General features: G+C 61.0%; 9 protein-coding genes. 5 read left to right on the forward strand and 4 right to left on the reverse strand.

The features are described from left to right. Window positions 1-17: 17 nt before the first annotated feature. The 3 genes from ACP7BS_RS07075 to ACP7BS_RS07085 all read right to left on the reverse strand — a co-directional run bounded on the left by ACP7BS_RS07075 (window position 18) and on the right by ACP7BS_RS07085 (window position 4,465). The gene (locus tag ACP7BS_RS07075; protein WP_426237222.1) at window positions 18-2,546 is read right to left on the reverse strand and encodes a methyl-accepting chemotaxis protein; all 2,529 of its coding nucleotides are present in this window, start codon (window positions 2,544-2,546) and stop codon (window positions 18-20) included. Window positions 2,547-2,901: 355 nt separating this feature from the next. Next, on the reverse strand, window positions 2,902-3,057 hold the full coding sequence (locus ACP7BS_RS07080; protein ID WP_426237224.1) for a hypothetical protein: 156 nt from the start codon (window positions 3,055-3,057) through the stop codon (window positions 2,902-2,904). A gap of 223 nt (window positions 3,058-3,280) precedes the next feature. Next, entirely contained in the window at window positions 3,281-4,465 is a 1,185-nt protein-coding gene (locus ACP7BS_RS07085; RefSeq protein WP_426237472.1) for an NAD(P)/FAD-dependent oxidoreductase, read from the reverse strand. A gap of 172 nt (window positions 4,466-4,637) precedes the next feature. Here ACP7BS_RS07085 and ACP7BS_RS07090 point away from each other — a divergent pair, with 172 nt between their 5' ends. From ACP7BS_RS07090 to edd, 5 genes are all read left to right on the forward strand, one after another. Then, window positions 4,638-6,074, forward strand: coding sequence for a glutamine synthetase family protein (locus ACP7BS_RS07090; protein WP_426229049.1), 1,437 nt, complete (start codon window positions 4,638-4,640; stop codon window positions 6,072-6,074). 16 nt (window positions 6,075-6,090) lie between these two features. Next, window positions 6,091-7,377 (forward strand): NAD(P)/FAD-dependent oxidoreductase, encoded by a 1,287-nt coding sequence (locus ACP7BS_RS07095; RefSeq protein ID WP_426237226.1) that lies wholly within the window; start codon window positions 6,091-6,093, stop codon window positions 7,375-7,377. Between the two features lie 109 nt (window positions 7,378-7,486). Continuing rightward, a complete protein-coding gene (gene zwf / locus ACP7BS_RS07100) occupies window positions 7,487-8,962 on the forward strand; it encodes a glucose-6-phosphate dehydrogenase (RefSeq protein WP_426237228.1) in 1,476 nt (491 codons plus the stop codon). A gap of 10 nt (window positions 8,963-8,972) precedes the next feature. Then, a complete protein-coding gene (gene pgl / locus ACP7BS_RS07105) occupies window positions 8,973-9,671 on the forward strand; it encodes a 6-phosphogluconolactonase (RefSeq protein ID WP_426237230.1) in 699 nt (232 codons plus the stop codon). Between the two features lie 187 nt (window positions 9,672-9,858). After that, window positions 9,859-11,679 (forward strand): phosphogluconate dehydratase, encoded by a 1,821-nt coding sequence (gene edd / locus ACP7BS_RS07110; RefSeq protein ID WP_426237232.1) that lies wholly within the window; start codon window positions 9,859-9,861, stop codon window positions 11,677-11,679. A gap of 284 nt (window positions 11,680-11,963) precedes the next feature. On the opposite strand, the gene ACP7BS_RS07115 is transcribed toward edd, so the two are convergent. Next, entirely contained in the window at window positions 11,964-12,329 is a 366-nt protein-coding gene (locus ACP7BS_RS07115) for a GFA family protein (RefSeq protein WP_426229054.1), read from the reverse strand. Window positions 12,330-12,443 lie beyond the last annotated feature (114 nt).

Below are 12,443 nucleotides of genomic sequence, written 5' to 3' on the forward strand. Positions count from 1 at the left end.
TCGAACGATCCGGTTTATCAGGCTGCCCGGCCGATCTGGCGGCCCGTGCTGACCGGCTCCAGACGGAACTGTTCGACCAGCATCATCAGCGTGTCGGCCTGATTGGCGAGCTCGCGGCTGGCGCTGGTCGCCTGATCGACCATGGTGGCGTTCTGCTGGGTCATCTGGTCCATCTGGTTGACCGACCCATTGACCTCGTGCAGGGCGGCAGCCTGATCGCGGCTGGCGGTGGCGATCATTTCGACATGGCTGCTGACCGAGACGATCTGCTGGCTGATCGACGCCAGAACCGCGCCGGTTTCCTGAACCAGTTGCGACCCGGAATTCACCTCGTTGGCAGACTTGTTGATCAGGCCCTTGATCTCGCGGGCGGCTCCCGCCGAGCGTTGGGCAAGCTCGCGGACTTCCTGCGCCACCACAGCAAAACCCTTGCCTGCATCGCCGGCGCGCGCCGCTTCGATGCCGGCATTGAGCGCCAGAAGGTTGGTCTGGAAGGCGATCTCGTCGATGACGTCGATGATCTGCTCGATCTGGCGCGAGGCATCTTCGATGCGCCCCATGGCGGCAATGGCGTTGCTGACGACAACCGCGGAACTGTCGGCACTCTTCTTGGTATGGGTGACGGCGATATTGGCCTCGTGGGCGCGTTCGGCCGACGAGCGGACGGTGACAGTGATCTGGTCGACGGCCGCCGCCGTTTCTTCCAGCGAAGCGGCCTGTGCCTCGGTGCGCTTCGACAACGAATCCGCCGACGCATGCATGTCGTTGCCGCTGCGCTGGATCGACAGGGCATTGTTGCGGATCTGCAGCAATGTGTCCTGCAGCCGGATCAGCGAACCATTGAAGTCCATCCGCAGCTGCTCGAGGCGGCCGGTGAACGGTGTGTCGATCTGCTGCGAAAGGTCCCCCTGGGCCAACCGGCCGAGGCCGGCGGCGAGCTGGCTGACGGCAAAATCGATCTGGCTGTCGAGGGCGCGCTTTTCCGTGTCGTTGCGGGTGCGTTCGGCATCGGCCTGGGCGCGCTGCTCCTCACTTTCGGCTTCGATACGGACCTTGGACAGGGCATTTTCCTTAAAGATGCCGAGGGCCCGGGCCATGTCGCCGATCTCGTCGCGGCGGGCACCGCCGTCGATCGAGGTATCGAGGGCTCCTTCAGCCAGACGGCGCATGGCGGCGGTGATCTGGCCGATCGGGCCTTTCAGCGTCAGCACCAGCGCACCGCCGGCGAGAAGTGCGATCAGGATACCCACGACCGTTGCAAGGACCGACACCTGGTTGGCCTTGTCGCGTTCGACGGAAGCCGTGGTCTTCTGGCCTTCGGCAAAGGCTGTCAGCTGCCCCCAAATATTGTCGATTTCAGCTGCGGCAGCCGTGAATTCGGCCTCGCGCTTCTGGCTGGTCGCGACCAGGGCCATGCTGTCCCGATCCATCTTCTCGATGATCGGCTTCAGCGAGCCGACCAAGTCCGTGAAGAACTTCAGGTCACCGGCCGTCTGTGCCAGGCTCTGTACGTCCTGACCCATGATGGAAAATTCGCGGGCCAAGCGCTTGCGGCCTTCCTCGTCGGATTTTTCAAGGAAGCTCGCAGCCGCGATGCGGATGGAATAGACCGAGTTGACCAGCTTGCGGGTATCGGTCAACACCGTCGCGGCCTTGACCAGCGGCGCGTCGAGCTTGCCGAAGGTGGCGGTGGCGTCGCGCATCTTGACGGTCGCTGCCGTCTGCAGCTGGATGCTGTTCTGGCGGAAACGGGCAACCAGACGGCCAACCGCCGTTGCGTTTTCCTCGCTGAGATCGCCGCTGTCGATCAGGGCCTTCATCTCGGCGATTGTGGTCTTGAAGGTTTCGGCAACCGCCTTTTGATTTGCCGGCAGGCCGGAGGCGATCTTGCGCTGGACCTTGGTCAGGTCGCCATAGGAGCTGCCTGCAAGCTTGATTTTCTCTTCGGGCGTCGCAGCCTTGGCAAAGGCCGACATGAAAGCGACGAGCGTATCGCTCGACGAGGTCAGGCGATCGGCCTCGCGCAGGATCGATTTTGCCGCTTCCTCATCCTTGCGGACGACGCGCTCCATCTTGGTCGCTTCCTCCAGCACCTTCATCTGCTCGCCGAGCAGGCTGCCAAGGCTGTTGGAAATCGACTTGCGCAACGCCACCTCTTCTTCATAGAGGGTCCAGAGCTGGCCGACGCGGTCACCGATCTTGGTGCTGCCCTCGACCGCCTCCTGCAATTGCCGGCGGCCCTCTTCATCATTGACCTGGGCCAGCGTATCGGCCAGCAGCGCCTGCTGCGCCTGCAGCTTTTCGACGACGGCCTGCCGGCTTTCCTCCGATGTCTTCTGAAGGAAGCTGTTCATGCCGGCATAGACATCCTTGAAGCCGCTCAGCGACTGCAGGACGCTGTTGGAAATCTCCATCCGCCCCTGCAGCAGGCCGGACGCATAGAGCCCGGTAATGCCGACGGCGCAAATGCTGACGACGAACGGCAGGATGAACAGCAGGACCTTGGTCTGGATTTTGAAGCGGGCAAGAATCTTGTCGATGAACATGAACGCACCTTGGCTCGCAGCCTGCGTCCGCCTTCCTCAAGCCTTGACAGGCTTTCCCGGTGCGCCAACAAGCTGGTGATTTGACTGAAAATCATGCGGCGCATCGCCGCCAGCCTGCCAGGCATTCATTGCATGATCCGCCACCTCCGGGGGCTGAGATCACGGCAGGCTCCGTTGAAAAACGATCTTCAACGGCAACGATTAATATTTGAATAAATGCTCTCTAAATCGTTTCAGATGGATTGCGCCGCATATTGGCAGGCAAGGCGGCCGTGTACGATTTTCACGAGACTATGCGCCGAAGCAGTGGCGGAACATTGCCGCTGTCATTCCCAAGTGACGCGAGATCGGACTCTTAGAAGGACCAGAAAGCCGGCAGGGCCACGAGTGCTGCAAGGGCGAACATGGCGATCACTGAAACGCGGATCAGCAAAGCCTTACGCTGCGCACTTTCATCGGCCTTAGCGATGGCGATAGCGCGGGCTGTGGAACGGCTGCGTGACTGATTCATGGCATCATGTCCTTTCGACCAAAACCAACAATAGACCCGGATGACCGGGACCGCTAGCCCACTTCATGTTGCGACCGCTCACGAAAGCGGAAAAAATGTCACTTTTCTGAAACAATTCTTGAAAACTGCATCCTTGCCGCGCCGCAAAGCCGCTGAGCCAGCGTGTCGAACAGGTTCCGTCAGATGTCTTAACAAGTGCTGAAGCGGCCTTCGCTTTGTCGGCTTATGCCGCTTGACCGGCCGAAAAGCCCGATGCCCAGGCCCACTGGAAATTGTAGCCGCCGAGCCAGCCTGTGACATCGACGCACTCGCCGATGAAATAGAGACCTGGAACATCGCGTGCCTGCATGGTGCGGGAATCGAGCGCCCTTGTATCGACGCCGCCCAGCGTCACTTCGGCGGTGCGGTAACCTTCCGAGCCGGCGGGTGTGATGGCCCAATCCTTGATCGTGAGACAAAAGGCATCGATGGCCTTGTCTGAGAGATCGGCAAGCGGCCGGTTGCTGAGCCCGGCCGTCTCGGTGAAGAATTGCGCCAGCCTTTTCGGCAGCGGTTCGGCGAGCGCGGTCTGCAACGCCTGACGGCCATTTTCCTTGCGCGCCGCCTTCAACACAGCAGCGATATCGACATGCGGCAAAAGGTTGAGGCGGATATCGCCGCCCTCGCGCCAATAGGAGGATATCTGCAGGATGGCCGGACCGCTCAAGCCCCGATGGGTGATCAGCACGGCTTCCTCGAACATCGTCTTGCCGGAGCGCGCCTGCGCATCGACGGCAACGCCCGCGAGGGCACTCAGGCTTTCAAGCTGCACCGGGTCGAGCGTCAACGGCACCAGTCCTGGGCGGGTTTCGATCAATGGCAGGCCGAACTGCTCGGCAATCTTGTAGGCAAAACCGGTCGCACCCATTTTCGGGATCGACTTGCCGCCGCTGGCAACGATCAGCGATGAACAATCGATCGCGCCATCAGCCGTCACGATCCGGAAGCCGGAGACGGTTTTGTCGACCGTCTGGATCTGTGCGCCAAGCCGCAGAACCGCGCGAACCATCTTCATCTCCGTCAAGAGCATGCGGATAATGTCCTTGGCAGTATCGTCGCAGAAAAGCTGGCCAAGCGTCTTTTCATGCCAGGCGATAGTGTAGCGATCGACCAGGCTGATGAAATCGTGCGGCGTATAGCGCGCCAAGGCCGACTTGCAGAAATGCGGATTGACTGAGAGGAAGTTTTTCGGGCTCGCATGGATATTGGTGAAGTTGCAGCGTCCGCCGCCGGAGATGCGGATTTTCTCGCCCGGCGCCTTGGCATGATCAAGCACGACGGCGCGGCGGCCGCGCTTGCCCGCCTCGATCGCCGCCATCATGCCGGCAGCCCCTGCCCCGATTATCACCACGTCGAACTGTTCGGCCAAGACATCCATTCCCGTTTCAGTTTCCTTTCGAAGGCAAGGGCGCCAAAGTCAATCGCTGTTGCTGCGATGAGCGCGAATACAGCCTGTACGGCGGCAAAAGTCCCGGTTTTCACCCTAGCCAATTGCCAAACTGTGGCTATGATGCCCCATCCGAACCCAAAACCGGTGATTTATGCCCGTCAGAAGAAATGCTGCCCAACCAACCGCAAGGACTGTCAAGAGCTCGAAAATACCCGCCGCACTGCAAGCTCCACGTGGAGTGAAGACCTGGAAGGAAGCAGCCGACTGGCTGAAGATCCGCGGCATCGAAGATATCGAATGCATCACGCCCGATATCGCCGGCGTTCCACGCGGCAAGATGATGCCGTCCTCGAAGTTTACCTCCAACACCTCTCTGGCGCTGCCCTCGGCGATCTATCGTCATACGATTTCCGGCGAATATCCCGAAGAGACGGGCAATTTCCGCTATGACAGCCGGGATAGCGACATCAAGCTGGTGCCCGACCTTTCGACCCTTTCGGTCGTTCCCTGGGAAAGCGACCCGACGGCGCAGGTAATCTGCGACATTGCGGGTTCGCAGGGCGAGAAGGTTCCCTATACGCCGCGCAACGTTCTGAAGCATGTGCTCGACCTCTATCACCAGAGGGGCTGGAAGCCGGTCGTCGCACCGGAAATCGAATTCTACCTGGTTGCCAAGAACGAGGACCCGGATTATCCGCTGCATCCGCCGAAGGGCCGTTCCGGACGCGCCATCCAGGGTGGGCAGGGCTACTCGATCGCCGGCGTCAACGAATTCGACGAACTGATCGACGACATCTACCATTTTTCGGAAAAGCAGGGTCTCGAGATCGATACGCTGATCCATGAGGAAGGTCCGGCGCAGCTGGAAATCAACCTTCGCCACGGCGATCCGATCGAGCTTGCCGACCAGGTCTTCATGTTCAAGCGGACCATCCGCGAAGCGGCACTGAAGCATGGCATCTATGCCACCTTCATGGCCAAGCCGATGCAAGCCCAAGCCGGTTCGGCCATGCACATCCATCAGTCGGTCATCGAAGTGAACACCGGCCGGAACCTGTTTTCCAACGCCGATGGCTCGCCGTCCAAGGAGTTCTTCTCCTTCATCGGCGGCATGCAGACATTTGTTCCCAAGGCGCTGTCGATGATGGCTCCTTACGTCAACTCCTACCGGCGACTGACGCCGGACATGTCGGCACCGGTCAACAATGCCTGGGGCTATGACAACCGGACGACGGCGTTTCGCATTCCGGTTTCCGAGCCCGTCGCCCGGCGTGTCGAAAATCGCCTGCCAAGCTCGGACGCCAATCCTTACCTGGCGCTCGCGGCGTCGCTCGGCTGCGGCTATCTCGGCATCGTGCAGGGGCTGGAGCCATCGCCACCTGCCGAGGCTTCGGCCGATAGCGGCACGGTCGATCTGCCGCGCGGTTTGCTGGAAGCGGTATCACTGCTCGAAGCAGAACCAGCCTTTGCCGAGATCTTCAGCCCGGAATTCATCGCCATCTATGGTGGGGTGAAGCGGGGCGAGTTCGAAACCTTCATGCAGGTGATCAGCCCTTGGGAGCGCGAATACCTGCTTCTCAATGTCTGATACGAAAGGCACAGCCATGCCTTGGCAAAGCCCGATCTCGCCGGGGATCTCCTGGTATGAGTCCAATATGCTGGAGCGGCCGGAATATCCGGCCCTCTCCGGCTCGGTCGAGACCGATGTCGCGATCGTCGGCGGAGGCTTCACCGGGCTGCAGGCGGCGTACAATCTGGCCTTGAAGGGCGTGCGTGTGACGCTGATCGACGCCTGCCGGTTTGGCGACGGTGCGTCCGGCCGCAATGGCGGGCAGCTCGGTACCGGCCAGCGCTGGTCTCCCGAAGAGATGGAAGGCACGCTCGGCTTCGAGCGGTCCAAGGCTTTGTTCGATCTCGCCGAAGACGCAAAGGCGCATCTACTTGCGTTCGCATCCGTACATGGCATCGACATCGAATATGTCGAGGGACAACTGAACGTCTGTCATAAGCCTCGCCTCGAAAAAGAGTACCGCGACAGCGTCGAGATCGCCGCGTCGCGTTATGGTTATGCCCACCAGAACTTCATGGGCCGCGACGAGACGGTGGCTCGGCTCGGCTCGGAGCGCTATCTGTTCGGCATTCGCGATACCGGCACCGGCCATATCCAGCCGATGAAACTTCTGGTCGGGCTGGCAAAGCAGGCGGCTCTTGCTGGTGCCGCGTTGCACGAGCAGACCAACGCATTGAAGATCAACCAGGCCGGTGGCCGCGTCACCATCGAGACGGACAAGGGGACCATTCGCGCCGAACGGGCACTGATTGCCTGCAACGGCTATATCGGCAATCTCGAACCGGTGACGGCACGGCATGTCATGCCGATCCGCTCCTTCATCGGCGCCACCAAGGTTCTCAGCGATTTTCCCGACGTGTTGCCGGGCGGCGAAGCGGTGGCCGATTCGCGCTTCGTCGTGCGCTATTTCCGCAAATCACAGGACGGGCGTCTGCTGTTTGGCGGCCGCGAGGCCTATACTGCGGACAATCCGCGCGACATTTCCGACCATATCCGCCGGCAGATCAGCGAAATCTATCCGCCGCTCGAAAATGTCGAGATGACCCATGCCTGGGGCGGCTCGGTCGGCATCACCCTGCCGCGACAGCCTTTCGTGCGCGAGGTCATGCCCGGCGTCACCTCGATCGGCGGCTATTCCGGCCATGGCGTCATGCTGTCAAACTATTGCGGCAAGCTTTATTCCGATATGGTGACCGGCAACCGATCGGACCTCGACCTGTTCCGGGAGCTGAACATTCCGGCATTTCCGGGCGGCGCGCGGTTCCGCTCCGTGCTTTTGTTCGTTGCACTCAGCTGGTATGCCTTGCGCGACAAGTTTTAAAAGCGGCCCTCGAAAAGCCGACGAAACGCATTTTGTTGCGTCGCACCCTAGCGCTTTTAAATCGATTAGATTATACACTCCTCAGACCAGAACGAGATCGAGATTTCTCATGAGCAGCCAGATCATTCCTGTGGAACCCTTTGACTATGTGGTTTTCGGAGGCACCGGCGACCTTGCCGAACGCAAATTGCTTCCTGCCCTTTATCATCGCCAGCTGGATGGCCAACTCACCGATCCAACCCGCATTATCGGTGCATCGCGCAGCGTGCTCAGCCACGAAGAATACCGCAAATTTGCAACCGATGCGCTGAAGGAACATCTGAAGCCAGGCGAGTATGACGACGCACAGGTGAAGACCTTCACCGACCGCCTGTTTTATGTGCCTGTCGATGCCAAGTCGGACAGTGGCTGGGACCAGCTAAAGGCTCTGCTGGACGAAGGCAGGGACCGCGTCCGCGCCTTCTATCTCGCCGTTGCGCCGGCTATCTTCGGCGATATCTCGGAAAAGATTCGTGACCACAAGCTGATCACCAAGATGACGCGCATCGTCGTCGAAAAGCCGATCGGCCGCGACCTCGCCTCGGCGCTCGAACTCAACGACACGATCGGCAAGGTGTTCAAGGAAGAGCAGATCTTCCGCATCGACCACTATCTCGGCAAGGAAACCGTGCAGAACCTGATGGCGCTGCGCTTTGCCAACACGTTGTACGAACCGCTGTGGAACTCGTCCTACATCGACCATATCCAGATCACCGTTGCCGAGTCGGTCGGTCTGGAGAGCCGTGCCGGTTACTATGACAAGGCCGGCGCGCTGCGCGACATGGTGCAGAACCACATTCTGCAACTTCTCTGCCTCGTCGCCATGGAAGTTCCGCCGTCGATGAACGCGGAAGCCGTGCGCGACGAAAAGCTGAAGGTGCTGCGCGCGCTGAAGCCGATCAATCCCAGCAATGTCGAGAAGATGACGGTGCGTGGCCAGTACAAGGCGGGCGCCTCGGCCGGCGGTGCGGTCAAGGGCTATCTTGAAGAGCTTGAAGGCGGCGTGTCCAACACCGAGACCTTCGTTGCCATCAAGGCCGAAATCAACAACTGGCGCTGGGCTGGCGTACCCTTCTACATCCGCACCGGCAAGCGCATGGCCGGCCGCATGTCGGAAATCGTCATCAGCTTCAAGCCGATCCCGCATTCGATCTTCGACGAGGCCGCCGGCCGGATCGCCGCCAACCAGCTGATCATCCGCCTGCAGCCGGACGAAGGCGTGAAGCAGTCGCTGATGATCAAGGACCCGGGCCCGGGCGGCATGCGCCTGCGCAACGTCTCGCTCGACATGACATTCGCCGAAGCCTTCAATGCCCGCAGCGCCGACGCCTATGAGCGCCTGCTGCTCGACGTGGTGCGCAACAACCAGACGCTGTTCATGCGCCGCGACGAAGTCGAGGCCGCATGGCGCTGGGTCGATCCGATCCTGAAATCCTGGGAAGCCGTCAACCAGCAGGTTCAGGCCTATACGGCCGGCACCTGGGGACCGAGCCAGGCCATCGCGCTGATCGAGCGGGACGGCCGTACCTGGCATGAAGTGATCTGAGGATAAGGCCATGACGGCTGCGATGCATGTATTCGACAATGGTACGGCCCTGGCGGATGGCCTTGCGCAAGCCGTGGCCACGGCCCTGTCCGCGGCCATTGCGGCGCGTGGTGAAGCGAGCATCGCGGTTTCCGGCGGCTCGACGCCAAAAGCGTTCTTCAAGGCTTTATCGGGCAAGGCGATCGACTGGCCAAAGGTCACCGTGACCCTGGTCGATGAGCGCTTCGTTGCGCCCGATACAGACCGCTCAAACGAAAAGCTCGTTAAAGACAACCTGCTGATTAATGCCGCTGCGTCCGCGATCTTCCAGCCTCTCTACTATCCGGCGGCGACGGCTGAAGAAGCAGCGGCTGCGGCCGCCAAGCAGACTGCCTCGCTCGGTCGCCCCTTCGACGTCGCCATTCTCGGCATGGGCGGCGACGGCCATACGGCCTCGTTCTTTCCGGGTGGTTCGCGCCTTGCAGAGGCGCTTGATCCGGCCACGCCACGCGGCCTGATGACGATGGAAGCCGAAGGAGCGGGCGAGCCGCGCCTGACATTCACATTCTCCAGCCTTCAGGATGCCCGACTTCTGGTGCTTCATATCGAGGGAGCGGCCAAGAAGGACGTTCTTGCCAAGGCTGAAGCGCCTGGTGACGAAGCGGAGATGCCGATCCGGGCGATTTTGCGCCGGGCCGCCTCGCCGCTTCAGATCTACTGGGCACCCTGAAGCGGGTCGCGATCTCTGGGGATCGCTTCCCGAGCTTTAGGGCTTTGATTCTACGCATGTCGTTATCGCAAACCCGCTGCACACTTTTGCGCGACATGCTTTAAGCCCGACATCCGGGGACCCAAGACCCGGATAACCGCAACCATGCCGACCACAGGAGTGCCGAACACTCCGGAACAGGATTGCCATGTCCGCCGACAGCCGTATTGCCGCGATCACCGCCCGCATCGTCGAACGCTCGAAGCCATACCGCGAGCCCTATCTCGCCCGCGTTCGCTCGGCAGCATCCAAGCGCGTCACCCGGTCGGTTCTCGGCTGCGGCAACCTTGCCCATGGCTTTGCCGTCTGTTCCCCCTCCGAGAAGGTCGCCCTTTCCGGCGACGAGGTGCTGAACCTCGGCATCATCACCTCCTACAATGACATGCTTTCGGCCCATCAGCCGTTCGAGACCTATCCGGCACTGATCCGCCAGGCGGCCCATGAAGCCGGTGGCGTGGCGCAGGTGGCCGGCGGCGTTCCGGCCATGTGCGACGGCGTCACCCAGGGACAGCCGGGCATGGAGCTGTCGCTGTTTTCCCGTGACCTGATCGCCATGGCCGCAGGTGTCGGCCTGTCGCACAACATGTTCGACTCGACGGTCTATCTCGGCGTCTGCGACAAGATCGTTCCCGGCCTGATGATCGCCGCGATGACATTCGGTCATCTGCCGGCCGTGTTCATTCCGGCCGGGCCGATGACCACAGGCCTGCCGAACGACGAAAAGTCGCGCGTCCGTCAACTGTTTGCCGAAGGCAAGGTCGGCCGCGACGAACTGCTGGAAGCGGAATCGAAGTCGTACCACGGTCCGGGCACCTGCACCTTCTACGGCACTGCAAATTCCAACCAGATGCTGATGGAAATCATGGGCTTCCACCTGCCCGGCGCTTCCTTCATCAACCCGGGCACACCGCTACGCGACGCTCTGACGCGGGAAGCGACCAAGCGGGCACTGGCAATCACCGCGCTCGGCAACGAGTTCACGCCGGCCGGCGAAATGATCGACGAGCGCTCGATCGTCAACGGCGTCGTTGGCCTGCATGCCACCGGCGGCTCGACCAACCACACGATGCACCTTGTCGCCATGGCCCGTTCGGCCGGTATTGCGCTGACATGGCAGGATATTTCGGAGCTTTCCGACATCATCCCACTGCTCGCCCGCGTCTATCCGAACGGCCTTGCCGACGTGAACCATTTCCATGCGGCCGGTGGCATGGGCTACCTGATCAGCCAGCTTCTGAAGCACGGCCTGCTGCATAACGACGTGCGCACCGTCTTCGGCCAGGGGCTGGACGCCTATGCGATCGACGTCAAGCTGGGGGTAAACGGCACCGTTGCGCGCCAACCGGCGCCGGACGTCAGCCACGATCCAAAAGTGCTATCGACTGTCGAACAGCCCTTCCAGCATTCCGGCGGCCTGAAGATGCTGACCGGCAATCTCGGCAAGGCCGTCATCAAGATTTCGGCCGTCAAGCCGGAACGCCATGTCATCGAAGCGCCGGCGAAGATCTTCCACGATCAGTCGGAACTACAGACGGCCTTCAAGGACGGCAAGCTCGAAGGCGATTTCGTCGCCGTCGTCCGCTTCCAGGGTCCGAAGGCCAACGGCATGCCGGAACTGCACAAGCTGACCACCGTGCTCGGCATTCTGCAGGATCGCGGCCAGACGGTTGCGCTGGTCACCGACGGCCGCATGTCCGGTGCCTCCGGCAAGGTGCCGTCGGCGATCCACATGACGCCCGAAGCCAAGGATGGCGGGCCGATCTCCAAGATCCGCGAGGGCGACATCATCCGGCTGGATGCCATCCACGGCACGATCCAGGTGCTGGTGGACGCTGCGGAACTGGCTGGCCGGGCTCCGGCCGAGGCCGATCTGTCGGACAACGAGTTCGGCATGGGCCGCGAGCTGTTTGCCCCGTTCCGCGCCGCAACCGGTTCCGCCGATCACGGCGCCAGCGTGTTCTTTCATTGAACTGGGAAGCTCTCGACCGCAAGGCCGAGAGCAAGGCTGCTAACGAATCGTAACCCGATTATCTCGAGAGAGCGGCACCCCTCTCTCCGTCATCCTCGCCCTTGTGGCGGGGATCCGGCAACCCGACGTCCGTCGGGTCAAAAGACCCTTTCAGCCCAATGACTTGGGCTGGCTGGATCTCTGTGACAAGCACAGAGATGACGCAGGATTTGGCAATCGCATAATTTCCCATTTGACCTGATAAATGATGCGAAAATGACCTTCTCGGCAGCCTAGCTCGATGCTTAGGGCAACGGCCCGGGATGCATATCGGTCCGGCCGTCATAGCGTTCGATGCTGAGTTCGAAAATATCGATGCCCTCGATACAGCGGGCGTTCACTGACACCCGTTCACCCGGATAGCCACTGCGCATCAGGGCCACGCCGCAGGTCGGGCAGAAATGATGACCCTCGGTGATGCAGCGCCAGACATAGGTGGACATGCGCCGTTTTTCGCTGACAAGCGTTACCTTGCTCGCGGATATTTTCCAATGCAGGAAGCCGGAACGCCTGCAAGTCGAGCAGTTGCATTCGACGACCTCGGAAATCTCATCATCGACTTCAAGGCAGAGATCACCACAATGACATGAAAGGCGATAGGGTCGGTTCATCGGAACTTGTCTCGCTTCTCTCGCTCAAACCCTATCAATCCGCCTCTCGGCTGCGAAGTCAAGCGGAGGTCACGGCGATGCGCGCGCGGTTTTCGCAGGAGAAAAACAGCGCGC

Source organism: Pararhizobium sp. DWP1-1-3 (genome assembly GCF_049896125.1).
Lineage (GTDB): Bacteria > Pseudomonadota > Alphaproteobacteria > Rhizobiales > Rhizobiaceae > Pararhizobium.

Bases quoted from the DNA above. Each gene is read 5' to 3' on its own strand.
- ACP7BS_RS07075 (WP_426237222.1), bottom strand. From the start codon at position 2,546: ATGTTCATCGACAAGATTCTTGCCCGCTTCAAAATCCAGACCAAGGTC.
- ACP7BS_RS07080 (WP_426237224.1), bottom strand. From the start codon at position 3,057: ATGAATCAGTCACGCAGCCGTTCCACAGCCCGCGCTATCGCCATCGCT.
- ACP7BS_RS07090 (WP_426229049.1), top strand. From the start codon at position 4,638: ATGCCCGTCAGAAGAAATGCTGCCCAACCAACCGCAAGGACTGTCAAG.
- ACP7BS_RS07095 (WP_426237226.1), top strand. From the start codon at position 6,091: ATGCCTTGGCAAAGCCCGATCTCGCCGGGGATCTCCTGGTATGAGTCC.
- zwf (WP_426237228.1), top strand. From the start codon at position 7,487: ATGAGCAGCCAGATCATTCCTGTGGAACCCTTTGACTATGTGGTTTTC.
- pgl (WP_426237230.1), top strand. From the start codon at position 8,973: ATGACGGCTGCGATGCATGTATTCGACAATGGTACGGCCCTGGCGGAT.
- edd (WP_426237232.1), top strand. From the start codon at position 9,859: ATGTCCGCCGACAGCCGTATTGCCGCGATCACCGCCCGCATCGTCGAA.
- ACP7BS_RS07115 (WP_426229054.1), bottom strand. From the start codon at position 12,329: ATGAACCGACCCTATCGCCTTTCATGTCATTGTGGTGATCTCTGCCTT.